Annotated in this window: 16 protein-coding genes, 3 rRNA genes and 2 riboswitches; of the genes, 2 read left to right on the top strand and 17 right to left on the bottom strand. The window is 42.3% G+C overall.

Features of this window, described 5'->3' with window-relative positions:
- Positions 1–106: 106 nt before the first annotated feature.
- From rrf to MKX82_RS01930, 12 genes are all read right to left on the bottom strand, one after another.
- Positions 107–223 (bottom strand): 5S ribosomal RNA (gene rrf / locus MKX82_RS01985).
- A gap of 190 nt (positions 224–413) precedes the next feature.
- A 23S ribosomal RNA gene (locus tag MKX82_RS01980) occupies positions 414–3,349 on the bottom strand.
- A gap of 326 nt (positions 3,350–3,675) precedes the next feature.
- Positions 3,676–5,224: ribosomal RNA gene (locus MKX82_RS01975) — 16S ribosomal RNA — on the bottom strand.
- The 16S, 23S and 5S rRNA genes sit together here, the layout of an rRNA operon.
- 346 nt (positions 5,225–5,570) lie before the next feature.
- Positions 5,571–7,634 carry a glucose-specific PTS transporter subunit IIBC gene (gene ptsG, locus MKX82_RS01970; protein WP_341074715.1) on the bottom strand — a complete coding sequence of 688 codons (2,064 nt, stop codon included), beginning with the start codon at positions 7,632–7,634 and terminating at the stop codon, positions 5,571–5,573.
- 191 nt (positions 7,635–7,825) lie between these two features.
- Complete coding sequence (glcT, locus tag MKX82_RS01965) at positions 7,826–8,668, bottom strand: glucose PTS transporter transcription antiterminator GlcT (RefSeq protein WP_233318965.1); 843 nt, start codon at positions 8,666–8,668, stop codon at positions 7,826–7,828.
- 119 nt (positions 8,669–8,787) lie between these two features.
- Positions 8,788–10,116 (bottom strand): NCS2 family permease, encoded by a 1,329-nt coding sequence (locus MKX82_RS01960; protein WP_233318967.1) that lies wholly within the window; start codon positions 10,114–10,116, stop codon positions 8,788–8,790.
- 130 nt (positions 10,117–10,246) lie between these two features.
- Positions 10,247–10,349, bottom strand: a riboswitch (purine riboswitch).
- 180 nt (positions 10,350–10,529) lie between these two features.
- On the bottom strand, positions 10,530–12,080 hold the full coding sequence (gene guaA / locus MKX82_RS01955) for a glutamine-hydrolyzing GMP synthase (RefSeq protein WP_233318968.1): 1,551 nt from the start codon (positions 12,078–12,080) through the stop codon (positions 10,530–10,532).
- A 232-nt stretch (positions 12,081–12,312) separates the two neighbouring features.
- Positions 12,313–12,414, bottom strand: a riboswitch (purine riboswitch).
- A 217-nt stretch (positions 12,415–12,631) separates the two neighbouring features.
- Positions 12,632–14,863 (bottom strand): transglutaminase-like domain-containing protein, encoded by a 2,232-nt coding sequence (locus tag MKX82_RS01950; protein WP_341074708.1) that lies wholly within the window; start codon positions 14,861–14,863, stop codon positions 12,632–12,634.
- Positions 14,860–16,068: a DUF58 domain-containing protein gene (locus MKX82_RS01945; protein WP_341079351.1), complete on the bottom strand. Its 1,209-nt coding sequence runs from the start codon at positions 16,066–16,068 to the stop codon at positions 14,860–14,862. Before MKX82_RS01945 ends, MKX82_RS01950 begins: the two co-directional genes overlap by 4 nt.
- Positions 16,068–17,027, bottom strand: coding sequence for an AAA family ATPase (locus MKX82_RS01940; RefSeq protein WP_341074707.1), 960 nt, complete (start codon positions 17,025–17,027; stop codon positions 16,068–16,070). The genes MKX82_RS01945 and MKX82_RS01940 overlap by 1 nt, the downstream gene beginning before the upstream one ends.
- 88 nt (positions 17,028–17,115) lie before the next feature.
- Positions 17,116–18,543 carry a TerD family protein gene (locus MKX82_RS01935; protein WP_233318974.1) on the bottom strand — a complete coding sequence of 476 codons (1,428 nt, stop codon included), beginning with the start codon at positions 18,541–18,543 and terminating at the stop codon, positions 17,116–17,118.
- 201 nt (positions 18,544–18,744) lie between these two features.
- Entirely contained in the window at positions 18,745–20,649 is a 1,905-nt protein-coding gene (locus tag MKX82_RS01930; RefSeq protein ID WP_341074703.1) for a putative bifunctional diguanylate cyclase/phosphodiesterase, read from the bottom strand.
- Positions 20,650–20,909: 260 nt separating this feature from the next.
- On the opposite strand from MKX82_RS01930, the gene MKX82_RS01925 reads away from it, so the two are divergent.
- Positions 20,910–21,089, top strand: coding sequence for a hypothetical protein (locus MKX82_RS01925; protein ID WP_233318978.1), 180 nt, complete (start codon positions 20,910–20,912; stop codon positions 21,087–21,089).
- A 109-nt stretch (positions 21,090–21,198) separates the two neighbouring features.
- On the top strand, positions 21,199–22,038 hold the full coding sequence (locus MKX82_RS01920) for a manganese catalase family protein (protein ID WP_233318980.1): 840 nt from the start codon (positions 21,199–21,201) through the stop codon (positions 22,036–22,038).
- A gap of 42 nt (positions 22,039–22,080) precedes the next feature.
- Here MKX82_RS01920 and MKX82_RS01915 read toward each other — a convergent pair whose 3' ends face one another.
- From MKX82_RS01915 to pcp, 5 genes are all read right to left on the bottom strand, one after another.
- A complete protein-coding gene (locus MKX82_RS01915; protein ID WP_233318981.1) occupies positions 22,081–22,929 on the bottom strand; it encodes an STAS domain-containing protein in 849 nt (282 codons plus the stop codon).
- A 139-nt stretch (positions 22,930–23,068) separates the two neighbouring features.
- A complete protein-coding gene (locus tag MKX82_RS01910) occupies positions 23,069–23,227 on the bottom strand; it encodes a hypothetical protein (RefSeq protein WP_341074700.1) in 159 nt (52 codons plus the stop codon).
- A gap of 39 nt (positions 23,228–23,266) precedes the next feature.
- The gene (locus tag MKX82_RS01905) at positions 23,267–24,265 is read right to left on the bottom strand and encodes a 5-oxoprolinase subunit C family protein (protein WP_341074697.1); all 999 of its coding nucleotides are present in this window, start codon (positions 24,263–24,265) and stop codon (positions 23,267–23,269) included.
- Positions 24,262–25,017: a 5-oxoprolinase subunit PxpB gene (gene pxpB, locus MKX82_RS01900; RefSeq protein WP_341074694.1), complete on the bottom strand. Its 756-nt coding sequence runs from the start codon at positions 25,015–25,017 to the stop codon at positions 24,262–24,264. Before pxpB ends, MKX82_RS01905 begins: the two co-directional genes overlap by 4 nt.
- A gap of 175 nt (positions 25,018–25,192) precedes the next feature.
- The gene (gene pcp, locus MKX82_RS01895; protein WP_341074692.1) at positions 25,193–25,840 is read right to left on the bottom strand and encodes a pyroglutamyl-peptidase I; all 648 of its coding nucleotides are present in this window, start codon (positions 25,838–25,840) and stop codon (positions 25,193–25,195) included.
- Positions 25,841–25,845: the final 5 nt, after the last annotated feature.

Here is a 25,845-nt window from a genome sequence, read left to right as displayed (position 1 = left end):
CTTGCAAGCGTTTTCTTTAAACAAATTACAAAGGAACCGATACTTGAAAGAAACAAAATAAAAAAAGAGACAGCAGTCAAAATGACTGCTGTCTCTTTTTTAAGGTGCCTGGCGACGTCCTACTCTCACAGGGGGAGAGCCCCCAACTACCATCGGCGCTGAGAAGCTTAACTTCCGTGTTCGGTATGGGAACGGGTGTGACCTTCTCGCTATCGCCACCAGACTATTTGTATTTTGAGAGTTATTCCCTCAAAACTAGATTATGTTGTAAGAAGAAAGAATGAGTAATCATTTATGTCCAGCTGCAGAAGCCAAATCGTACGGCTGTTTCACTCACTCGTGCACAGTCTTGCGACTGCTTCTCGCGCGCTCCAACATCCTATCGATTTAAGCTGTTCTTTTAGCTTTTCGTTTTAGTTAAGTCCTCGATCTATTAGTATTTGTCAGCTCCACGTGTCACCACGCTTCCACCTCAAACCTATCAACCTGATCATCTTTCAGGGATCTTACTAGCTTACGCTATGGGAAATCTCATCTTGAGGGGGGCTTCATGCTTAGATGCTTTCAGCACTTATCCCTTCCGCACATAGCTACCCAGCTATGCCTTTGGCAAGACAACTGGTACACCAGCGGTGCGTCCATCCCGGTCCTCTCGTACTAAGGACAGCTCCTCTCAAATTTCCTACGCCCACGACGGATAGGGACCGAACTGTCTCACGACGTTCTGAACCCAGCTCGCGTACCGCTTTAATGGGCGAACAGCCCAACCCTTGGGACCGACTACAGCCCCAGGATGCGATGAGCCGACATCGAGGTGCCAAACCTCCCCGTCGATGTGGACTCTTGGGGGAGATAAGCCTGTTATCCCCGGGGTAGCTTTTATCCGTTGAGCGATGGCCCTTCCATGCGGAACCACCGGATCACTAAGCCCGACTTTCGTCCCTGCTCGACTTGTAGGTCTCGCAGTCAAGCTCCCTTGTGCCTTTACACTCTACGAATGATTTCCAACCATTCTGAGGGAACCTTTGGGCGCCTCCGTTACTTTTTAGGAGGCGACCGCCCCAGTCAAACTGCCCACCTGACACTGTCTCCCACCCCGATAAGGGGTGCGGGTTAGAATGTCAATACAGCCAGGGTAGTATCCCACCAATGCCTCCACCGAAGCTGGCGCTCCGGCTTCCAAGGCTCCTACCTATCCTGTACAAGCTGTACCAAAATTCAATATCAGGCTACAGTAAAGCTCCACGGGGTCTTTCCGTCCTGTCGCGGGTAACCTGCATCTTCACAGGTACTATAATTTCACCGAGTCTCTCGTTGAGACAGTGCCCAGATCGTTACACCTTTCGTGCGGGTCGGAACTTACCCGACAAGGAATTTCGCTACCTTAGGACCGTTATAGTTACGGCCGCCGTTTACTGGGGCTTCAATTCAGAGCTTCGCGCGAACGCTAACCCCTCCTCTTAACCTTCCAGCACCGGGCAGGTGTCAGCCCCTATACTTCGCCTTACGGCTTCGCAGAGACCTGTGTTTTTGCTAAACAGTCGCCTGGGCCTATTCACTGCGGCTCTCTCGGGCTTGCACCCAAAAGAGCACCCCTTCTCCCGAAGTTACGGGGTCATTTTGCCGAGTTCCTTAACGAGAGTTCTCTCGCTCACCTTAGGATTCTCTCCTCGCCTACCTGTGTCGGTTTGCGGTACGGGCACCTTGAATCTCGCTAGAGGCTTTTCTTGGCAGTGTGGAATCAGGAACTTCGGTACTATATTTCCCTCGCCGTCACAGCTCCGCCTTCACGGTAATGGGATTTGCCTCATTACCAGCCTAACTGCTTGGACGTGCTAATCCAACAGCACGCTTACCCTATCCTCCTGCGTCCCCCCATCGCTCAAACGATTCATAAGGTGGTACAGGAATATCAACCTGTTGTCCATCGCCTACGCTCTTCAGCCTCGGCTTAGGTCCCGACTAACCCTGAGTGGACGAGCCTTCCTCAGGAAACCTTAGGCATTCGGTGGATGAGATTCTCACTCATCTTTCGCTACTCATACCGGCATTCTCACTTCTAAGCGCTCCACCAGTCCTTACGGTCTAGCTTCAACGCCCTTAGAACGCTCTCCTACCACTGACATCACTAGATGTCAATCCACAGCTTCGGTGATACGTTTAGCCCCGGTACATTTTCGGCGCAGAGTCACTCGACCAGTGAGCTATTACGCACTCTTTAAATGGTGGCTGCTTCTAAGCCAACATCCTGGTTGTCTAAGCAACTCCACATCCTTTTCCACTTAACGTATACTTTGGGACCTTAGCTGGTGGTCTGGGCTGTTTCCCTCTTGACTACGGATCTTATCACTCGCAGTCTGACTCCCAAGGATAAGTATTTGGCATTCGGAGTTTGTCTGAATTCGGTAACCCGATGGGGGCCCCTAGTCCAAACAGTGCTCTACCTCCAATACTCTTACCTTGAGGCTAGCCCTAAAGCTATTTCGGAGAGAACCAGCTATCTCCAAGTTCGATTGGAATTTCTCCGCTACCCACACCTCATCCCCGCACTTTTCAACGTGCGTGGGTTCGGGCCTCCATCCAGTGTTACCTGGACTTCACCCTGGACATGGGTAGATCACCTGGTTTCGGGTCTACGACCACATACTATTACGCCCTATTCAGACTCGCTTTCGCTGCGGCTCCGTCTCTTCAACTTAACCTCGCATGTAATCGTAACTCGCCGGTTCATTCTACAAAAGGCACGCTATCACCCATTAATGGGCTCTAACTACTTGTAGGCACACGGTTTCAGGATCTATTTCACTCCCCTTCCGGGGTGCTTTTCACCTTTCCCTCACGGTACTGGTTCACTATCGGTCACTAGGGAGTATTTAGCCTTGGGAGATGGTCCTCCCTGCTTCCGACGGGATTTCACGTGTCCCGCCGTACTCAGGATCCACTCAGGAGGGAACGAAGTTTCGACTACAGGGTTTTTACCTTCTATGACTGGCCTTTCCAGACCTATTCATCTACCCCGTTCCTTTGTAACTCCATGTAGAGTGTCCTACAACCCCAAGAGGCAAGCCTCTTGGTTTGGGCTAATCCCGTTTCGCTCGCCGCTACTCAGGGAATCGCGTTTGCTTTCTCTTCCTCCGGGTACTTAGATGTTTCAGTTCCCCGGGTCTGCCTTCTGTTACTCTATGTATTCAAGTAACGATACTATCCCATTACGGATAGTGGGTTCCCCCATTCGGAAATCTCCGGATCAAAGCTTACTTACAGCTCCCCGAAGCATATCGGTGTTAGTACCGTCCTTCATCGGCTCCTAGTGCCAAGGCATCCACCGTGCGCCCTTTCTAACTTAACTTATTCGGCTAAAGATAAACTTCGCATCTCTTCGTCAGCTCCCTCACTCCGCTCCTCACGTACTGTCGTACGCTCCGGTGCTCGTTTAGTCGCTTCCTCGACCTGCTCGTTTCTCTTTACCCTAAAATTCTACTAATAATAGAGAATCTAAGATGGCGATTACTCGGTTTCTTTCTTGGTTCTTACTATTCATAATCTAGTTTTCAAGGAACAAATTCGGCTAATGATGTTAATCATTACCCTGATGTTTTGAGGAATTGCTCCCTCAAAACTGAACAACAAAATCATCAACAATCTGTGAATGGAACGAATTCCATTTTTCCTTAGAAAGGAGGTGATCCAGCCGCACCTTCCGATACGGCTACCTTGTTACGACTTCACCCCAATCATCTATCCCACCTTAGGCGGCTGGCTCCTAAAAGGTTACCCCACCGACTTCGGGTGTTACAAACTCTCGTGGTGTGACGGGCGGTGTGTACAAGGCCCGGGAACGTATTCACCGCGGCATGCTGATCCGCGATTACTAGCGATTCCAGCTTCATGTAGGCGAGTTGCAGCCTACAATCCGAACTGAGAATGGTTTTATGGGATTGGCTCGACCTCGCGGTTTTGCTGCCCTTTGTACCATCCATTGTAGCACGTGTGTAGCCCAGGTCATAAGGGGCATGATGATTTGACGTCATCCCCACCTTCCTCCGGTTTGTCACCGGCAGTCACCTTAGAGTGCCCAACTAAATGCTGGCAACTAAGATCAAGGGTTGCGCTCGTTGCGGGACTTAACCCAACATCTCACGACACGAGCTGACGACAACCATGCACCACCTGTCATCCTGTCCCCCGAAGGGGAACGTCCTATCTCTAGGATTGTCAGGAGATGTCAAGACCTGGTAAGGTTCTTCGCGTTGCTTCGAATTAAACCACATGCTCCACCGCTTGTGCGGGCCCCCGTCAATTCCTTTGAGTTTCAGCCTTGCGGCCGTACTCCCCAGGCGGAGTGCTTAATGCGTTTGCTGCAGCACTAAAGGGCGGAAACCCTCTAACACTTAGCACTCATCGTTTACGGCGTGGACTACCAGGGTATCTAATCCTGTTTGCTCCCCACGCTTTCGCGCCTCAGCGTCAGTTACAGACCAAAGAGTCGCCTTCGCCACTGGTGTTCCTCCACATCTCTACGCATTTCACCGCTACACGTGGAATTCCACTCTTCTCTTCTGCACTCAAGTCCCCCAGTTTCCAATGACCCTCCACGGTTGAGCCGTGGGCTTTCACATCAGACTTAAAGGACCGCCTGCGCGCGCTTTACGCCCAATAATTCCGGACAACGCTTGCCACCTACGTATTACCGCGGCTGCTGGCACGTAGTTAGCCGTGGCTTTCTGGTTAGGTACCGTCAAGGTACGAGCAGTTACTCTCGTACTTGTTCTTCCCTAACAACAGAGTTTTACGATCCGAAAACCTTCATCACTCACGCGGCGTTGCTCCGTCAGACTTTCGTCCATTGCGGAAGATTCCCTACTGCTGCCTCCCGTAGGAGTCTGGGCCGTGTCTCAGTCCCAGTGTGGCCGATCACCCTCTCAGGTCGGCTACGCATCGTCGCCTTGGTGAGCCGTTACCTCACCAACTAGCTAATGCGCCGCGGGCCCATCTGTAAGTGACAGCGTAAACCGTCTTTCAGCTTTTCTACATGAGTAGAAAAGGATTATCCGGTATTAGCTCCGGTTTCCCGAAGTTATCCCAGTCTTACAGGCAGGTTGCCCACGTGTTACTCACCCGTCCGCCGCTAACTTAAAAAGCAAGCTTTTTAAGTCCGCTCGACTTGCATGTATTAGGCACGCCGCCAGCGTTCGTCCTGAGCCAGGATCAAACTCTCCGATAAAGAGTAAGATTAGCTCATTTGCTAAACTCTAGCTTTTTGTTACTTTGTTTTCATCTTTATAACGCAAGTTATAAAAACGATTATTGTTGACGTTTTGTTTGTTCAGTTTTCAAAGAGCAATTTTAAATCACTGTTAGAAGTGACTTTTTAAATAATACCAGCATTTTTCTTCAAAGTCAACAGCTTATTTTTTTACAAGATGTTCCTCAAAGACGCTGTTTTCATATAATATCACCATCTAACCCAATAGTCAACATAACTTTTAAAAAAAATCATTAATAAAACACTTTCTTCTATTATATATATAAAAAAGAACCCAGCAATAACAGCCGGGTTCTCAAAAAGTTTATTTCACGATAGAAATAATATCTTCTTCATTCAAATCAACATTGCCTGGTTTATTAATCTGTACAGATTCACCTTCAGCTAAATTAGTGAAGATAATTGGCGTTGTTGTTGATGTTGCATTTTCTTTAATGAAGTCCAGGTCTACTTTCAATAGAGGCTGACCTTTTTTAACTTCGTCATTTTCCCCTACTAGAGTTTCGAATCCTTCCCCTTTCAGTTTCACTGTATCGATACCGAAGTGGATTAAGATTTCACGGCCTGAATCTGCCATAATACCAATTGCGTGTTTTGTCGGGAACAAGTTTACAATTTTCCCGTCAACAGGAGATACAACAGTACCTTCAGATGGAATGATTGCAAAGCCATCACCCATCATTTTACCAGCGAACACTGGATCTGGAACTTCTGTAATTGGCACCAACTGACCTTTAATTGGTGATACAAGTGAATCGTCACCGTCAACATCACCTTTAAGAGCATTTGGATTTACCTCTTCAATTTGCTGCTTCACTTCTTTATCCATTGAAGCATTTGCAGCTGGACGCGGTCTTTTACCGCTCATAATATCTCTCATTTGACCTTTAATTGTTTCAGAACGAGGACCGAATATTGCTTGAATGTTATTGCCGACTTCAAGTACCCCAGCAGCACCAAGCTTTTTCAAACGATCTTTATCAACATCTTTAATGTCATTAACTGACACACGAAGTCTTGTGATACATGCATCAAGGTGAGCGATATTTTCTTGTCCACCCATTGCTTCTAGTACTTCATATGGAAGGTCGCTAGTAGTGCCGCCTGCAGTTTCTTCTTCTTCAGTTTCATCTTCACGTCCTGGAGTTTTCAAGTTAAACTTGCGGATTGCGAAACGGAAACCAAAGTAATAAATAACAGCGAACACTAAACCAACCGGAATGATAATCCAAGCATTTGTTTGTGGGTTAATTAATCCAAATAGAATATAGTCAATTAAACCACCAGAGAAAGTCATACCAACCTTAACATCCAACAGTTGCATTGTCATAAATGATAGACCTGCAAATACTGCGTGGATACCGAATAGAACTGGTGCTACGAATAAGAATGAGAATTCTAAAGGCTCAGTAATACCTGTTAAGAAAGAAGTTAATGCAGCAGAAGCCATCAAACCACCAACAACTGCTTTTCTTTCTGGACGTGCCTCATGATAAATAGCAAGAGCTGCAGCTGGCAATCCGAACATCATGAACGGGAATTTACCTGTCATGAATGTACCAGCAGTCAAGTTTTGTACACCATCTTTAATTTCAGCCATGAAGATACGTTGGTCACCACGTACTACATCACCAGCAGCAGTAGTGTATTGTCCAAACTCATACCAGAATGGAGAGTAGAAGATATGGTGCAATCCGAATGGAATCAATGAACGTTCAATGATACCAAAAATCAATGCTGAAATAGTCAAGTTTGCATTAACCATGTTTTGAGAGAATGCATTTAGACCAGTTTGGATTGGAGGCCAGATTAATACCATTAACAAACCTAAGATAACAGCACTTCCTGCCGTAATAATCGGCACAAAACGCTTTCCAGCAAAGAACCCTAAATATGATGGCAATTCTATTTCATAGAACTTGTTATAAAGCATAGAAGCAAGTATACCTACGATAATACCGCCGAACACCCCTGTTTGAAGCGTTGGAATACCAAGTACGTTAGCAATATCGATACCGTTAACAGATTCAGCTGTATAGCCTTTAACAGTACCCATTGTTACGTTCATAATTAAGTAACCAATAATTGCAGCAAGACCTGCAACACCCTCACCGCCAGATAAACCTACTGCAACACCAACTGCAAACAACAGCGGCAAGTTGCTGAATACGATATTACCCGCGTTTTCCATTACGGACGCTACCATCGATACTCCACTATTATCTAAGAATGGAGCAAGATCTAGCAATGCTTCATTGTGAAGCGCATTACCTAGCGCAAGCAAAATACCAGCAGCTGGCAATAATGCAACCGGAAGCATAAGTGCTTTTCCGACTTTTTGCAAAACACCGAAAATCTTTTTAAACATTCGTTTTTCCTCCTACTTTATTAAAAAAATTCTTCTAGCCCATAAAGCGTTATCAAAAGGCAAAACAAAAAGGCATGAGTAAAAAGTAACTGAAAAAAGCTGTTCAGGGATATATTGCCCTAAATAACTCCGTTCAATCATCTTTTTCACTCATGCCTGATCGAATCAGTAACACGTTTATAAGATAATAACTATTTAACCTTTTTTTGAAGTCGCTGAAGATGCATTGTTAAATACACAGCTTCCGCATCAAATACAGGTTTCTTTAATGATTGTTGCATCACTTTAATGAGCTTCCATGAGAGATTATAGCACAGCGGATATTCATCTTTCAATAGGGAAGTTATTTTTTCTGGCTCATCCACTTTTTCCCCATTATGAACTCTTTCAATCGTAAAACGAAGATGACGCACTAGTCTCATATAATCAATGCTGTCTTTATCAATTTCGATTTCCAGCTGTTCTTCAATTAAATTGACAAGATGTGTCACTAATTGAGAATGCTGGTTAACCTCAGAAAGATTTCTATTCATCATTGCGCTGTGGATATGAAGAGCAATGAAACCGATTTCACCTACAGGCAAATTAATTTTTGTCTGTTCACTAATTAGCTTTACTACATCCTCAGCAATCTTATATTCAAAAGGATATAGAGCCTTCGTTTCGATCAAAAAGGGATTATTAAGCACAAGCCCATTTGATAATCTCGAAGCCGCAAACATGATGTGATCTGTTAACGCAACATGAATATGCTCATTGAGCATCGCATTTGTTTTGCTTTTAATAAGCTCTATAGAAGAAATAATAACATCTAGCAAATCGTTGTCTACTTGAGGAAGGAGTTTCAGGTAGTTTATTTGTTCTTTTTCATTGCGAAGAACAAAAAGTTTCTCAACTACATCCGCGTCAATAGAGTCACCATTCTTTCTGTTAAACCCTATTCCTTTTCCAATTAGCACAACTTCTCCATATGAAGGATGCTCACCAATAAGCACATTATTATTAAGCGCTTTTTTCACTAGTAAATTTGGCATGATTTTTTCCTCACTTCGACAGACTTCTAGGTAATTTAATGTTATTAAAGTCGAACTTGTAAGTCAACGAAAAAATAACAAAAGGCTGCTAAAAATAGCAGCCTTTAAAATCTTATTCCTTATTGAAGGAAAACAAAGTATAGTGCAAAGATGGCAAAGAAAATATACATGATTGGATTGATTTCTTTTCTGCGGCCGCTTAACAGCATTGTAATCGGGTAGAAAATGAATCCAACAGCAATACCTGTTGCAATACTGTATGTTAAAGGCATTGACACGATTACCAAGAAAGAAGGCACTGCAATTTCAAACTTAGTCCAATCAATTTTCCCTAGAGACGATACCATCAATATTCCGACAACAACTAGCGCCGGTGTAGTAACAGCAGATGTAACTACTTCCAATAGCGGGAAGAAGAACAGGGAAAGCAAGAAAAATCCTGCTGTTACAACTGATGCAAAACCTGAGCGAGCTCCTGCTGCAACACCAGCAGATGATTCAACGAAAGAAGTCGTTGTTGAAGTTCCGAAGATAGAACCTACCATTGAAGCAATAGAATCTGCAAACAATGCTTTACCTGCTCTTGGCAATTTATTGTCTTTCATTAATCCTGCTTGGTTCGCTACAGCAACCAATGTTCCAGCATTATCAAAGAAATCTACGAATAAGAATGTAAGAATAACAACAAGCATGCTTTGTGTATAGAATGCGCCGTCTCCGAAAGCGGAGAACAATTTACCGAAAGTCGGCTCTATACTTGGCACTGCTGATACAACACCTGATGGCGTATTAATAACACCAAAAATCATTCCGACCACAGCTGTAATTATCATTCCGTAGAATACGCCGCCATGAATTTTTTTAACCATTAAAATGATTGTTACGAAAATCCCGAAGATTGCCAGCAGTGTGCTAGGCTTTGACAAATCACCGATATGAACTAATGTTGCAGGATTGTCGACGATGATTTCAGCATTTTGCAAGCCGATGAATGTAATGAATAAACCTATTCCCGCTCCAACTGCAAGCTTTAACTCAACTGGTATTGCATTTATTAACTTTTCACGAAGACCGGTAATCGTCAACAGCAGGAAGAAGAAACTTGAAATAAATACTGCTGCCAAAGCGTATTCCCATGGCTCACCTTGTGTTAAAACAACTGTATATGCAAAAAACGCATTTAAACCCAAACCTGGTGCAAGTGCAATTGGATAATTAGCAAACAATCCCATGATAAGAGATCCAACTGCTGCAGCTAATGCCGTTGCCACAAACACTGCACCGTAATCCATACGAAGCGCATCCGGCAAGTCTGCTACATCGCCTAGTGTTAATGTAAATGGGTTAACCGCCAATATATATGCCATTGCTAGGAACGTTGTAAAACCACCAACAAACTCTTTACGGTAATTCGTTCCCAGTTCCTCAAATTTGAAAAACTTTTTCATTCTTTTTTCCCCTTTCATGTTCCAATTCAATAAGAACAAAAAAACACTCCATTATCGTAGGAGCGTTGACTAGGGTTTGTGAAATATAGCAGGGATTAGATAATAAAGAATAAAAGTTCTAATACGTATCCCTTTATATACACAACCTCGTAGTCAAGCTATTTACGGTAGCTCGGTAGAAACTTTTGGGCCATATCCCCCATAATTATACGAGTATTTCTTTAGTTGCAAATTTAGTTTATCAGCATGTTTTCTTTTCGTCAATACAAAAAACGAACATTAAGAGGATATTTTTTTGTAAACGTTCGCTTACTTTTTACCCCTTAATGTTCGTGTTTGGATATTTCTATTAGATTAATTTGGAAATTATTATACCAAATTACCTAAGGGACCGTTCCCTTAGGCAACCTTTATTATTCCCACTCAATAGTAGCAGGTGGCTTACTTGTAATATCATAAACGACGCGGTTAACATGATCCACTTCGTTAACAATTCTTGTTGAAATAACTTCAAGCACTTCCCATGGAATACGTGCCCAGTCAGATGTCATACCATCGATAGATGTAACTGCACGGATTCCGATTGTGTAATCGTATGTGCGCGCATCACCCATTACACCAACACTGCGGATGTCAGGCAGAACTGTGAAGTATTGCCAGATATCACGGTCTAAGCCTGCTTTTTTAATTTCTTCACGCAGGATGTAGTCAGACTCACGAACGATTTCCAGCTTATCTTCGCTGATTGCGCCCAATACACGGATACCAAGACCCGGTCCTGGGAATGGTTGTCTCCAAACGATTTCATCAGCTATTCCTAGCTCTGTACCTAATGCTCTTACTTCATCCTTGAACAATGTATTTAATGGCTCGATTAGTTCGAACTGCATATCTTCTGGCAGTCCGCCAACATTGTGGTGGGACTTAATCGTTTGTGCAGTTGCTGTACCACTTTCGATAATATCTGTGTAAAGCGTTCCTTGTGCAAGGAAGTCAATTCCTTCAAGCTTGCTTGCTTCATCATCAAATACGTAGATGAACTCGTTACCGATAATTTTACGTTTTTTCTCTGGATCGCTGACACCTTCCAATTTAGACATGAAACGTTCTTTAGCATCCACTTTGATTACGTTCATATGGAAGCCTTCTGTGAAAGTCTTCATAACACTTTCTGCTTCGCCTTTACGCAATAGACCATGGTCAACGAAGATACATGTCAACTGATCGCCGATTGCTTTATGGATAAGAACAGCAACAACAGAGGAGTCTACCCCGCCGCTAAGTGCGCAAAGAACTTTTCTGTCTCCAACTGTTTGACGGATTTTCTCCATTTCGATTTCAATGAAGTTTTCCATTGACCAGTCGCCTTTACATCCACATACACCGAAAACAAAGTTTTTCAACAGTTCATTTCCGTATACGGAATGGCGCACTTCAGGATGGAATTGAACAGCATAAAGACCTTTTTCCTCGTTGCTCATAGAAGCAATTGGGCAAGAAGGATTAATTGCGTCTACTGTAAATCCTTCAGGCTGCTCGACTACAAGATCTCCGTGGCTCATCCACACGATTTGCTCACTTGGCAGATCAGAGAAAAGCTTTGTGCTGTTTTCGATTTTAATTTCAGCTTTTCCATATTCACGGTGCTTCGCTTTTTCAACTTTACCGCCGAAATGCTTTGTCATCAGCTGCATGCCGTAGCAAATACCGAAGATTGGCAGCCCTAAATCAAAGATTCGCTCGTCGCAGCCGAATGCATTCTCATCATAAACACTGTTAGGTCCGCCAGAGAAGATAATCCCCGCTGGATTTAGCGCTTTGATTTCTTCTGCTGTAATTGTATGTGGGTGAAGCTCACTATAAACGCCAAATTCCCTAATTCTTCTTGTGATTAATTGATTGTACTGACTGCCGAAATCAAGAACGACAATCATTTGTTGGTCTTGAATGCTTGTTTTCCCCATGTTATTCACCTCATTAATCTATTAAAAAGCTCATTGTTACTATTTTTTCACATTTTTGCTTATTCATGCTATAAAACGAAAAGCCATAGCAAAAAACATTGAAAAAGACTATTTTATAGCAGCAAAAAAGGTATTTCTTCATATAAAAAAGACTAGAATTCGGCCTCAAATAAAAACGAAGGCAGAATTCTAGTCTTTTACTATTACAATGGTTTACACACACCATATAAAAATAAGACCCATCTGCCTTCATAGTCGGATCCTTTAAGGTGACCCGGTAGAGACTCTCGAACCATATCATCGAGGATATATGAAGGAAATTTATTAGTTTAGAACATTGTAACAACATGTCGAATTGCTGGTCAAGGTGTTGTTGTTTTGATTAAATTTTCGCACAATTCACCAAGTCATTCTATTCATACTTTTGTAGCTTGCTTTCATTTAATAACTTCCTCTATTTGGCAGATCCTTTTATCATTCTAATCTGATAAATGCTATAAAAAAAGGAATCCAACACCACAATAAAAATGTGTTGAATTCCTTTCAACAGGTCAAGCTGCTGTCTTTCTAATCAGCCTTTCCCACATTTCCTTCCATTCCGTCCAATTATTGTCCTGACTATTCCCTTTATACAAGAGCTCCTCATATTTGGCAGTCAAAACAGCCATTTCATTCGTTTTTAAAACATGGTCAATGTATTTGGCATATTCCCGCAATGTCATGTTGTCTTGTTTGCCCCAACCTGAGAGCTTGAGCATTTTGAGCAAGGTTAAATAGGCTTTTTCAAAGTCATTGCCTTTTTTCCCGCGCTTGTATTTCCATATATAAAATATAGGCAGCCACTTATGTCTCTTCCAGAACAGTATCCAGCTCATGGCTATGATTAGAACAGCTCCGCCAACCAGCCACTGCCATCTTTCAGCAGCAAAGTTTGCAATTGTATTCCACCACTTTCCGAATGATTTCTCTTCAGACTGATCTGATGCTACTGTCTCTTCTTCTGGTACTTGTTGCTCTTCCCGCTGCTGTTGTGCTTCCTGCTCGGTTTGTTCATTTTCTTCTGTGTTTGTGTCCGCTTCGTTTCGAACATCATTCACATACGTATTTTCATTGGAGAATCCTTGTGTCGGTTCAAAGGTTACCCAGCCAGCTCCAGGAAAATATGCTTCTACCCAGGAATGAGCATTGTTATTGGTTACTTCATAATGGCTTCTATTGTTTTCCTGTTTGATGAGATCACCTTCAGTAAATCCTTTAACCCATCTTGCAGGAATGCCGAGAGATCGCAGCATCACAACCATTGAAGTTGAATAATTATCACAATAACCTATTTTTGTTTCAAAAAGAAACTGATCGACATAATCTTCATCATCTGCTGGTATGGCCACATCGCTTTGGCTGTATACAAAACCATTTCCGGAAAAGTAGTTTTCAATTGCTCTTGCCTTTGCAAAAACATTATCCTCATCCTTCGTGATTTCAGCTGCTAAATCAAAGACTCTCTGCGGCAAATTTTGCGGTAGCTGCGTATATCTTGCTGCTATCTCCGGATTTTCTCTTAAATAGCCGCTCATGTCAGCACTCGTCAATGTACTTAAACTGTATTCAGGCTTTTCATAACTCACACTATAGGAATCTGTTGGAAAATCGAAGGAAATCCGTTCACTTCCTGTTTCTACAATCATCGTCGTATCCATACTTGAAGCTGCTTCTGTCACTCCTAAAGGATATAAGAGATAATCAAAAGGCTGTGCAAAGTTAACCGTACTTTCCTGTGCTTCTGTCTTTACACTGTCGCCTTCCTCAAAAGATACGAACGGGATATCACCAGCTCCTTCTAATCTCTGAAAGTCTTGTCCATTCATTGTGACTGCTTCTTCCGATTGAACCCAGCCCTTACCTGTATACGTATCCTTCGTCTCTACCTTCCAATAATGAGAGGATTCAACTTCAGTCTGAAACATTAATGTATCATCCGGCTCAAAGTCTCCGCCAAGCCTTGAATCATCAACACTGTAGCCTACTCGATGGGGTCCGTTGCCATTACCTTCGCCTTCACCACCATTGTCACCAATTGTCTGGATAAACGGCACAGGATCTGGCCAGATTGGATTTGCTTTCGGCGCTGCATATGCTATTGCCGCACTAGCAAAAACAAAGAAAAGCAATGGAGCCATCCACTTTAATGCTAAGAATCTTCGGTCAGTTATATTTTCCTTATCCTTCATCCGATAGAAGGTCAGCATGCCCATTGCTGTAAAGCCTATGATAGTTGTCCTTATGATTGCTATTGATGCATCATATGGAGTAAATGTATCAAGAACCGTTATATAAACCATCGTTAATAGAAAGAAGGTAAATATTCTTCTGCGTTTAATCAGCCAGTAATCAATAAGATATGACATTAACCAAAGCAAAATAAAGAAAAGCAGACTTTTGAACATATTGGTTAACTCAGGCCAATTCGTATCAAATAAAATCGCAAAATTATCCATTACTTCTGTTGTAAAGGCACCAATCCAGTTGAATGTAAAAAAGGAATTTCCATAGTACAAATATTGTAAAACAAATAGAATATAGCCAATTTTAATAATACCGCTTAAAGTAGGATGAAAACGCAGATAGGCCATAACAAGTGAGAGAAGCAAAAACAGGATAAACACGACAACATTCCCTGTATTAGTTAGTTGCTCCATCGGCCGCAGCCATTCCCATATAAGAAAAAAACCTAGCACATACAGCAAAAAATTAGAAATAGCCGTATGAATTCCTATAAATCTCAACTAGTTGCCACCTCCAAAAATGCATCCTTGAATCTTCCCTTAGACACAGGTATAACCATAATTCCCCTCGAAGAAGCCGCAGCTTTTAAACTTCTTTCTTCCTGAGTCAAGCTCTCATTTGCCTCCTTCACAAGAAAAACAGCTACCTGATAGCGTTTATTAGCGAGATAGCTTGTCTTTTCAACAAGCTGCTTCGTCAAGTTTGTTGTAGTGATTAACAAGGTGGCTTGCTGCTGCAATAAGGACATTTCATTATCAAGCACATTTGCCAAGGAAAGCGGAGATGCATCCTCACACTTAGCTAGGTGATGGAATAGAAGACTGCGCTGGCCTTCCCCGCCTCTTATCGGAAAGGTTGTCCGCTCCTTTTCGACCGTAAGCAAACCTGCTTGTGCGCCTTTACGAATAATCCCTCTAATTAAAGAAGCAGTAAACGAAACAAGCGTCTCGAATTTTTCGCTTTTTTCACAGTCAAGTACAACTAAAATGTCATGTGACTGTTTCTGTTCGAATTCCTTAGTCATAAAGGAATCCCTTTTAGCACTCGCCTTCCAGTTAATCCACGAAAATCTGTCACCAGTCTGATATTCTCGAATACCGACTGCCATCGTTGTATCACGTTGGACCCGTTCCTTCGATACTGTCGCCCCTTGATCATAATGTGTCATAAACGGTTTGTAGGAAAGCTCCTCATATACTGGATAAACAATAATCTGGTCTGGCAAAGCAAGCTTTAATTCCTTTTCCATTAAGCCAAGCGGATCACCTGTTTTAACAGCTACCTCTGTAAACAGATGCTCTCCTCTTGGTACGGCATCTATATGATAAGAAAGAACAATTCGCCTTTTAAAACCAGGAAAGACTAATACTTTTCCTGAAGCCTGCTCTTTCAAGCTGGCGCTGAACACATCCTCTACCACCAAGTAAAAAAGGGGAAACACGGACGATCTTGTCAGCTCCAACTCCACTGTCATTTTCTCCATCGCAGTGTATTCATGCTTCGTAATTTTCCTTACTGCTTTCCAAGCCTTTAACGGATACATAGCAAGCAAAGCTCCGTATATGGCAAATGGCAAAAAGCTGTAAAACAAAAACCAGCTGACAAACCCACCTTGAAACATTGCATACGCAAAAGCTGCACCTGCCAACAGAAACAAAACAAGTAACTTCCAGATGCGAAGCAATCTTCTAAGTATCCTGTTCATCACGTACCTAGCCTTCTGACAGGAACTTGAACAGCTGCCAGAATCTCGCCCATTATATCCTCTGCAGAGATACCGTCAAACTTAGCCTCTGACTTTAAGATAATTCTATGGGAAAATACAGCCTTGGCAAGATATTGAACATCATCAGGAATAACATAATCTCTGCCTTGAACAAATGCATAACTTTGAACAGCTCTCATCAAGGCAATTGATCCACGGGGACTGACACCTAAATAAACATTGCGATGCGCTCTCGATTCTGTTGCAAGATCGACAATGTACTTCTTAATCGTAGCATCAACATAAACCTTCTTCACTTCTGCCTGCAGCATAAGCAGCTCTTCTAATGAAACAACACTTTCCAATTCTTCAATAGGAGCTGACGTTTGGACTCTTGTCAGTACCTCCATCTCCTCTTCATGTGTTGGATAACCCATTTTCATCTTCAAAAGAAATCTGTCCAGCTGAGCCTCTGGCAAAGGATATGTCCCTTCATATTCAATCGGGTTTTGAGTGGCCATAACAAAAAAGGGATTATTCAGCTTATGTGTCACACCATCTATGGTGACACTGCTTTCTTCCATTGCCTCTAATAATGCGGATTGGGTTTTAGGGGAAGTTCTGTTAATCTCATCTGCGAGAATTATATTGCCAAGTATTGGTCCAGGAAGAAACTGAAACTCCATTTCCTTTGGATTATAGATAGACACACCAGTTACGTCAGATGGAAGCAAATCTGGAGTAAATTGAATTCTGCGGAAATTTGCGCCGACCGATTTAGCCAATGAACGAACCATCATTGTCTTTCCTACGCCTGGAACATCTTCGAGGAGCACATGACCTTGTGCCAACAGAGCAATCAAACTTAGCTCTGCCACTTCCCGCTTGCCAATCATTACCTTCTCTATATTTTCAATTATTCTGTTCACTTTGCCATTAGCTTCTTGTGTGATTGTCATGCTTCTCCTCCTATATAAAAGTACCTGTAAAAATTGCCGCGGAAGGAAAGCTTAAAACAAGCCATCCTTCTGCCTTTATCTATTTTTGTTATGAAAGAAATTCATTCGGATTAAGCCCAAGCTCCTGACAGATTTCTGCAACTGTTTGCTTTTCTCTTTGGTCGAAGTTTCCGTCTGCATAACCGATAGATATACAATACCGTGCCACAAGCCGCGCAACCTCCGGCTTGGAACGAACTTTCCCAATAGCTCTAAAAGCTTCAGCGCGTCCAATTATTTGGTCATATTCCATTCTTCTTACAAAATGATTAAATTGCTGCTGCACTTTGTTTGTATCAAATACTCGCAGTTCTTCACTCTGATGGATAAACTCTATCATCTTCCGTTCTTCGGCAGGGTCCAGCCTGCCATCTGCCATGCTGACAAGGGCACAGGAGGCAACAACAGCATCAAGAACATCCGGACTTTTAAAGCGCATGAACAGCTCCTTTGCTCTCTGCTTTTGCTGTCTTCCCCACTCCGCATAATCTGTACTAGAAGGTGACCAGGTGTTTCTGCAGCTGTTGCATGTAAATTTCAATTGATTTTTGCCAATAAATCCGCCTAATAGGCCGATTGGGCCAAGAATTAAGCCGCCGATAGCTGCTTTCCCCAATCCGAAGCCCTTCTCTCCTGTTCTTACATTTGTGCTGTTACACCTCGGGCAAGCAATATGGTCACCGCCATACCCTGTTTGGCTTTGGCCAAAGCCTTGCTGCTGATTGCCGCCATGAAAAGGTGCTTGTCCATAGGATGGCTGATTGACAGGAGGATATGTTCCAGCACTGCTAGATGGGTATGTATTTGCATAGGTGTTCGAGTTCTCGTAGTATGGCTGGTTTTGCACAGGTGGAGCAAAGCTATGCGGCTGGGCATTAAAGCTATTTTGCGGTGCTGGTTCGTCATCGACCGTTACACCAAAGTTCCTGCATAAAGCACCAAGTCCTCCTTGGAAGCCGCTTCCGATTGCATTGAACTTCCACTCCCCGTTATGGCGATAAAGCTCCGCAGCCACAATTGCTGTTTCCACGGTGTAATCTCTGCCAAGATTAAAGCGAATTAACTCTGTTTGGTTTCCTTCATTAAACACACGAACATATGCATTAGATATATGGCCAAAATTCTGCCCTTTTTCATATGCATTATGTATGGTAATAGAAAAGGCAATTCGCTGAATGGACGGAGGTACCCTGTTTAAGTCAATTCTTATTTGTTCGTCGTCAAGATGCCCTGCTCCTGTCCTGTTATCTCCGCTGTACATAACAGAGCCGCCCGCTCCGCTCGGATTATTGTAAAAAATAAAATCTTGGTCGCTGAGAACCTTGCTGTTGCCCCCAAGTAAAAATGCGGAAGCATCAAGATCATAATCAGCACCTGTATGATTGATATCCCATCCTAACCCTACTATTACAGTGCTCAAACCTGGATAGGTTTTCGTTAAGTCCACCTTCTGTCCTTTGCTAAGCATTACGCCCATTACTATTCCTCCTTAGCAACTAATTCACCCTTGTGTCCAGTGCCATTGTATTATTTTTATTGTACATGAGTTCGTTATTATTTGGAATTTTCTAACCTGCCTATATACGTACAAAAATAACAAAAAGTTCCCTTTTTCCGTATCCATTCGCGAGAAAAGCAACTGATTCCTTCTTTCCAAAAACAAAAGGCTCCAACTTTGTCAGAGCCTTTCTTGTATGGAAGCAGCAATCGGCCGCTTCTTTAAGTATTCTTCCATTTCTACTGCTGTAATTGGTTTACTGAATAAGTAGCCTTGCATCTCTCTGCAATTTAAATCTCGGAGAAGCCTGCATTGCTCCACCGTCTCCACACCTTCTGCCGTTACATGCATGGAAAGCTTATGCGCCATCGATATAATCAACGCAACAATATCCTGTTCCTTCTGCAGATCTCTAATAAAGGATTGATCAATTTTCAATCGGTCAATCGGCATTTTTCTTAGTACACTCAAGGAGGAATATCCTGTGCCAAAATCATCAATAGCAATTGTAAGTCCATTCCTCTTCAGCAATTTCAGTTTGTCTATCGCCTCATCAAGATAATTAGTGAGCACACTTTCGGTAATCTCTAACTGGATATGGCTTGGTTTTACTCCTGCTTGGGAAATTGGCTCAAGAATGTTGTCTACAAAATCAGCCTGCTGAAATAATAAAGGTGATATATTGATGCAAATGGTCAGGCTGATTCCTTGTTCATTCCAGTATTTTAATTGTCTGCAAGCTTTATTAATGACCCAATTGCTTATAGCACCTATTGTCCCCATTTCCTCTGCAACAGGAATAAAGCGACTAGGAGATATTAGACCAGACACAGGATGATTCCAGCGCAGCAATGCTTCCACTCCAATTACCTTATTTAAGAACACATCAATTTTCGGCTGATACACAAGAAAGAAATGATTATCCATATCTTCTGTTGCTTTTCTAAGTTCATGCTGGAGGTGAAGCCGCTCAACCATAAACACCTTCATGCTTTTTGTAAACAACTGTGAATTATTACGCCCCTTTTCTTTCGCAAAATACATCGCAATATCCGCATTCTTTTCGAGAGTTTCTAACTCTTTTCCATGATCGGGAAAAATAGATATACCAATGCTTAATGTAATATAGAACTTCTGATTTTCAATATGAAGCGGCTCGTTAAAAAGGGAAATTAAATCTTTGGCAATCCTTTCCGCTTCCTTAGCAGACTGAAGTCCCGGAAGCATAACAGTAAACTCATCTCCTCCATATCGGGAAACAAGTCCGCTTTTCGGGATACAACCAACAATTCTATCTGCGAGCTCCTTTAACACCTTGTCCCCCATATCGTGCCCAATGCTGTCATTGATACCTTTAAAATGATCTAAATCTATAAATAAAAGCGCAAGCTTCTCATTTGTTGTTCTTGCTTTATTCATTGCCTCATTCATTGAATTGCTAAGCAGGCGGCGGTTGGCTAGGTTTGTTAATGGATCGTAGAATGCCAGTCTCTCCAATTTCCGCTGGTATTTACGCTTCTCCGTATTATCTAGAATAGAACCCATAATGGCAGGTGCATCATTATGTATCACACTTAATTTGTGAGAAAGAACCACTACATCCAACAGCGTGCCATCCTTTTTCTGAAGCTGAAGTTCAGCTCTATTGTTGTAAAGACCGACTTCTTCCCCTTCATGAAGTGGCAAAATCAAGTCTGAAAAATGCATGCAAAGCAGCTCTTTACTGTGATAGCCGCTTAATGCAAGCAAAGTAGAATTGACATACGCAAATCTTCCTTCACGAAGGATATAAATTCCTAACAAAGACTCCTCTACTAATGTTCGAAATTTAAATTCAGCTTCTGAAATTCTTTTATTCGATTGTTCATCCTTCAGTCTTTCCCTTCTTATTAGAAGGAAAAGAATAGTACTTGTAACACAGATGAAAATCCAGCCTTTCAGCATTTCATAGGATGCCAAATTTCGCAAATCGCCAGTGAAATAGGGGAGTAGATAAGATGAAAACATAACCCAGCATGCAGAAATGAGTAAATAGATAAACGGTATCTTTAAATCTGATTTATGCAGATTTTTTAGTCTTTTCATCTTCCCCCTCCTAAGGCGTCTTTTTAACAGGATTATTAGTATTAACCAAGAAGGGAAAAGAAATTTATGAAGGATGCAAAGAGTAGATATTACATCGTTATTTCTTTTATAACAAACCTTTAATGTTCATCGTCATAATGTTTTCATTCGGTAATCAAAGACGGTTTTTGTCACCTATCTGACTTGTTGTGTCACTTTTATTTAATCTTCGCTTCATTCTCTTTATTGTACAATTTATATGTAAAGGAGTTGTGTTACATATGCTTTTTGGATCGATAATTTGTTCAATCCGCAAGTACCATAAATACAGCTATTATTATAGCGGCGAGTGTATAACATGCGGAAAAATCCGTAAGGAATATGAAAAAGATAAGAACGAAAAACAAGTTATGGAAGAAACTCACAAAACAAATAACCAGGAAGAATCCATTAATAAATGATGAGCCTTGAAGGCTCATTTTTTTTGGCAATTTTTAGCACTGTGTTTATCTCTAATTTAGCAGGGGTACTTCATAAGCGTAACTGCAAAACCAAAAGGAGGAGATATATGTGTTTCGTCATCAGAAAGAATTACAATTTGAAGTAAAAGTGGACAAGCCAGATCCAATGCTGGCCCGCCAAATTCAAGAGGTTCTTGGTGGACAATTCGGAGAAATGACTGTTATGATGCAATATCTTTTTCAAGGTTTTAACTGCCGCGGGGAAGAAAAATACAAGGACATGCTGATGGACATTGGTACAGAGGAAATCGGGCATGTAGAAATGTTATGTTCCCTTATAAGCCAACTTCTAGATGGTGCATCACCAGATGATCAGGCAGAAGCAGCTAAAGATCCGACGATTGCTGCCATCATGGGTGGAGTCAATCCGCAGCATCTGCTTGTGAGCGGATTAGGAGGTCTTCCAACTAACTCTAATGGAGTGCCGTGGAATGGTTCTTATATCGTAGCAAGCGGAAACTTACTTGCAGATATGCGCTCTAACCTGCATGCAGAAAGTCAAGGCCGCCTGCAAGTTGCAAGACTGTACCATATGACAAAGGATGAGGGTGTCCGCGCTACATTTAGAAAAATGCTTGCTCGCGACAGATATCACCAATATCAATGGCTTGCAGCAATTGAGGAATTGGAAAGCAAAAACGGTGTCGTTGTACCAGCAAGCTTCCCGCCAGAAGCAGAGAAGGAATCACAGCCTGAAGCTTATGAATTCTGGAACCTCTCTGAAGGATCCGAGTCATCTGACGGCTTATGGGCAACTGGAAGCGCCCCTGATGGCACAGGAGACTTCGTCTATGTGAAAGAGCCTGTCGCAAAAGGGAATGTGCCAATAACTAAAGTACCGTCAGAATCATTGCACCATGATTTAAATACATTAAATACATTGAAATAAAAACAACAAAGAGCTGGCCATATCCGCCAGCTCTTTTCCTATTTAAATCACATTTTCTCTTTCAAGGAGAGCAAGTGCTTGTCTTAAGCTTGCCTTCGTCACTAAATTCTTAATGTCGAGACCAAGACTTACCATCGTCTGGGCTATCTCCGGCCTCACTCCAGAGAAAATTGTGCCAATCCCGAGCAGTCTTAATGCATCCATAAGTTTAAACAATTCATTAGCAACCATCGTATCTATAATGATAACCCCAGAAATGTCAATGATTAAGTGACTGATTCCCATATCTCTAGTTTTAACCAATGTTTCTTCCATAAGCAGCTGTGCTCTTTCTGTATCTAAATCCCCAATTAAAGGCAGAATAGCGATATTTTCTGTAATCGGCACAACTGGAACAGACAGCTCCAAAAACGCTTTTCTTGAATTATTGAGTGTATTCGCATAGGAATCCACATAAGACAGGCTGAAATTGTACAACGCATAATCCAGTAAAGGATCAATAATATCCTTCACCTCAAAAGCCTCATCGATGGAATAATCCTTTTCTTTCATCTCTGTCTTTAAAACTTCCCAAATTGCTGTTCTGTAGAATGACACATCCTTTAATGCCTCATCTAACGGTACTCCTTCGGAGGATAAATTCGCACCAGTGCTGATTCCCCAATCGGTAAATAAAGAACGAGCTCCTTTTAAATCTGGATAGTTTAACAGGCTTTTACCGAATAAGGAAACAAAATGAGCGCGCAGCTGAAGAATTTCTCCTTCAACAGAGCTGATTTGCGCTAATTTTTCAGAGCTTTCTCCCTCTATTCTCCGCTTATGCACAGTCAGCGCAATTTCTTGTGAATTTTGCAACAGCAAATTCCCTAAATGCTTTATATTTTCACTCATTAACCTGCTCCTCCAATTGATATTCAATAGCTTGTACTACCTATTATAGCAATTTCAGTTGCTACTTTCATAGAATCCTATTGTCTAGAATCTATTGAATTGTAAGGGTGCATAACTAGAGCTTAAAGGAAAAGCTGTCTTAAGCTGTTGCTAAGAGAATCTCGTCATTAAAGTAAATAACCTCTGTGAGAATCTTGCAGCCTTGCAATTGCTCAAATGCTTCCCGAGCTTCTTGTTCTGTAGTGAATTCAAATTGCGCAATATCATTTTCTGGTGAATAGACGGTTATAACCCACATCCGTTTTTTGCATCTCCTTTTTTATCTTTATTTCCTAATTTACGCTGTTTCATCAACTTTCAATGATAGGCCGGCCTTTAGTTTTTCTAATTGCAGTTCTTGCCTTAAATAAAGCTGTTCGGCCTCTGCTAACGATATTTCTTTAAAGCGGACAATTTCCCCCGGCTTCTTTTGAGCTAGCAGCGGTAGGTCCACCGTTGCGACTTGTGCGATTTTCGGGTAACCTCCCGTCGTCTGCCGATCTGCCAGCAAGATAATGGGGTTTCCATCCTTCGGCACTTGAATCGTCCCATTTGTTACAGGTTCAGATAGGAGTTCAAATGAATCGGTCATTTCCAAGGGAGTGCCTTCCATTCTGTATCCCATCCGATCTGAATTCGGTGTAATACGAAAATCCTCCTTAAAGAAACGGTCTCTGCTTGATTCAGTAAAATAATCGAATTCTCCGCCTCTTATTACACGTATCACTGTTTCCTTCAGATTAATAAACGGTTCTGGATTAACATGCCAAGCAGTGGCAGCAAAGGATATTGCCCCAGCGCTGCTTTTTAAGTGCTGAAAACGGTGGGCAGCCCCGCCGCAAGTCAGTTTGTCACCTGCTGAAAGAGCCCGCCCTTTCAGCCCGCCGAGTTCTCCTCGCAAATAAGTGCTTTTGCTTCCAAGCACCTCCTGCACATCAAAACCGCCAGCAACAGCCATATACGTTCTGCAGCCTGAACGGGAAGCTCGGAACCGAAGCAGACTTCCCTTTTTTATCCACACTGGCCTCCATAGCGGGATTGACTCTTCTTCTATAACCGGAGCCAAATCTCCGCCTGTAACAGCAATAAGCAAGTCTTCTTCAACAAGGAATGACCCGCCCATTAACGTCATCTCCAGCCCTGCCTCATTCTCCTTATTGCCGACGAGCAAATTAGCAATACGCAAAGCGACGGAATCCATTGCTCCGCTGACAACTACTCCATATTTTTGATAACCGTATCTGCCCAGATCCTGCAAACTTGTCAGCATACCAGGGCGCTCCACTCTTAAGCTCATAGCACTGTCTCCTTATATTCCTTATAATCTTCTATTGAAATCGGCTTAAATCGGACAATATCACCAGATGTTAATAGAGTTGGCGGATTCTTGTCTGGATAAAAGAGGTTAATTGGTGTTCGTCCAATGATCTGCCAGCCCCCTGGGGTGGAAATCGGATAAACACCAGTTTGCATGCCAGCAATACCGACAGAACCTGCTGGTATTGATAATCTTGGAGAAGAATGGCGCGGTGTGGCAATCTGTTCAGACATTCCTCCTAAATAGGGAAAGCCAGGAGCAAAGCCAATCATATAAACGAGATATTCTGCTTGTGAATGGATATCTATTACTTCTGCCGGTGTTAATTGATGATATTTTGCCACTGCCTCTAAATCAGGGCCAAGCTCTCCCCCATAGCACACAGGAATATCAACCACTCTTTTTTCCCTTCTTTTTGACGTATGAAGACTCTTTAATCTTTCCTGCAGAATAGATTGGACAATACTATATGGTGACAAATCCTCTGGCTTGCCTTGCCCTTTATACATTTGAAAGACGAGTAAAGGACTATAAAAGATGGTCACACTAGTAAAAGCTGGCACACATTCTATAAAGCCGGGAAAAGAATTTGCTTCTATACAGTCTGTAAATGCCTTTACCTCTTCATGTACATCGGGACTTATTTCTGTGCCGAATTGGACAAGTATCCCTGAGTCTCCGAGTGGTTTCATTTGAGTTTCTGGTTTGTCACCGACAATATTTTCTCCCATATTATCCCCCCTTCTCAAATTCCGATTTTCGGAATTACAGTTCCGTATATTAGATTATAAAACTATTATAATTATCAGAAATTTAAAACGCAACTTCTCTGAATAGAAAAGTGACATGAGCAACCATTACTCATGTCACTTTTATCTATTCTTTAGACAGCACTATATTTCCTGTTTAATGAGTCTGTCCGCCTATTTCCTGAATGTCCTTTTCATTAACAACCGCTGCTTCAACTGCTGTCTTCAGCCCTTTAACTATCGTATCAAGTGCCATGCTTGGCTGACCTGGATGTGCTGTCGCCTGCTCAGGAAGGAATGGAATATGAATAAAGCCTCCTTTTATCTTGTTACCCATTTGCTCTAATACATTCATTAGACCATAGAAAATATGGTTGCAGACAAATGTGCCTGCAGTCTGGGAAACAGAGGCTGGCACTCCCTCCTTTCGCATTGCTTTCACGATGGCCTTGATGGGAAGTGTAGACCAATAGGCTGCTGGACCTCCTTCTACAACGGCTGTATCAATCGGCTGCTGTCCTTGATTGTCTGCAATCCGTGCGTCATTGACATTAATCGCAATCCGCTCAATCGTAACATCAGGACGGCCGCCTGCTTGACCAACACAAATAACCAGCGCTGGCTTTATTTCCTTTATATATTCTTTTAATCTCGCTATTGATTCATCAAAAACAGTTGGAACTTCTCGTGCTTCTATTAAATAATCTCCAATTTTAACACCATCAAGCTTTTTAACAGATTCTAAAGCTGGGTTAGTTGCTTCTCCTCCAAATGGATCAAATCCTGTCAGCAAAATCTTCTGCATTTCAT

Source organism: Niallia sp. FSL R7-0271 (assembly GCF_038005785.1).
Lineage (GTDB): Bacteria > Bacillota > Bacilli > Bacillales > Cytobacillaceae > Niallia.
This window is presented reverse-complemented; position numbering and strand designations above follow the sequence as displayed.

What these genes read in the sequence shown, in the direction of transcription:
- ptsG (WP_341074715.1), bottom strand. Translation starts at nt 7,634, where the DNA reads ATGTTTAAAAAGATTTTCGGTGTTTTGCAAAAAGTCGGAAAAGCACTT.
- glcT (WP_233318965.1), bottom strand. Translation starts at nt 8,668, where the DNA reads ATGCCAAATTTACTAGTGAAAAAAGCGCTTAATAATAATGTGCTTATT.
- MKX82_RS01960 (WP_233318967.1), bottom strand. Translation starts at nt 10,116, where the DNA reads ATGAAAAAGTTTTTCAAATTTGAGGAACTGGGAACGAATTACCGTAAA.
- guaA (WP_233318968.1), bottom strand. Translation starts at nt 12,080, where the DNA reads ATGGGGAAAACAAGCATTCAAGACCAACAAATGATTGTCGTTCTTGAT.
- MKX82_RS01945 (WP_341079351.1), bottom strand. Translation starts at nt 16,068, where the DNA reads ATGAACAGGATACTTAGAAGATTGCTTCGCATCTGGAAGTTACTTGTT.
- MKX82_RS01940 (WP_341074707.1), bottom strand. Translation starts at nt 17,027, where the DNA reads ATGACAATCACACAAGAAGCTAATGGCAAAGTGAACAGAATAATTGAA.
- MKX82_RS01935 (WP_233318974.1), bottom strand. Translation starts at nt 18,543, where the DNA reads ATGGGCGTAATGCTTAGCAAAGGACAGAAGGTGGACTTAACGAAAACC.
- MKX82_RS01930 (WP_341074703.1), bottom strand. Translation starts at nt 20,649, where the DNA reads ATGAAAAGACTAAAAAATCTGCATAAATCAGATTTAAAGATACCGTTT.
- MKX82_RS01925 (WP_233318978.1), top strand. Translation starts at nt 20,910, where the DNA reads ATGCTTTTTGGATCGATAATTTGTTCAATCCGCAAGTACCATAAATAC.
- MKX82_RS01915 (WP_233318981.1), bottom strand. Translation starts at nt 22,929, where the DNA reads ATGAGTGAAAATATAAAGCATTTAGGGAATTTGCTGTTGCAAAATTCA.
- MKX82_RS01910 (WP_341074700.1), bottom strand. Translation starts at nt 23,227, where the DNA reads ATGTGGGTTATAACCGTCTATTCACCAGAAAATGATATTGCGCAATTT.
- MKX82_RS01905 (WP_341074697.1), bottom strand. Translation starts at nt 24,265, where the DNA reads ATGAGCTTAAGAGTGGAGCGCCCTGGTATGCTGACAAGTTTGCAGGAT.
- pxpB (WP_341074694.1), bottom strand. Translation starts at nt 25,017, where the DNA reads ATGGGAGAAAATATTGTCGGTGACAAACCAGAAACTCAAATGAAACCA.
- pcp (WP_341074692.1), bottom strand. Translation starts at nt 25,840, where the DNA reads ATGCAGAAGATTTTGCTGACAGGATTTGATCCATTTGGAGGAGAAGCA.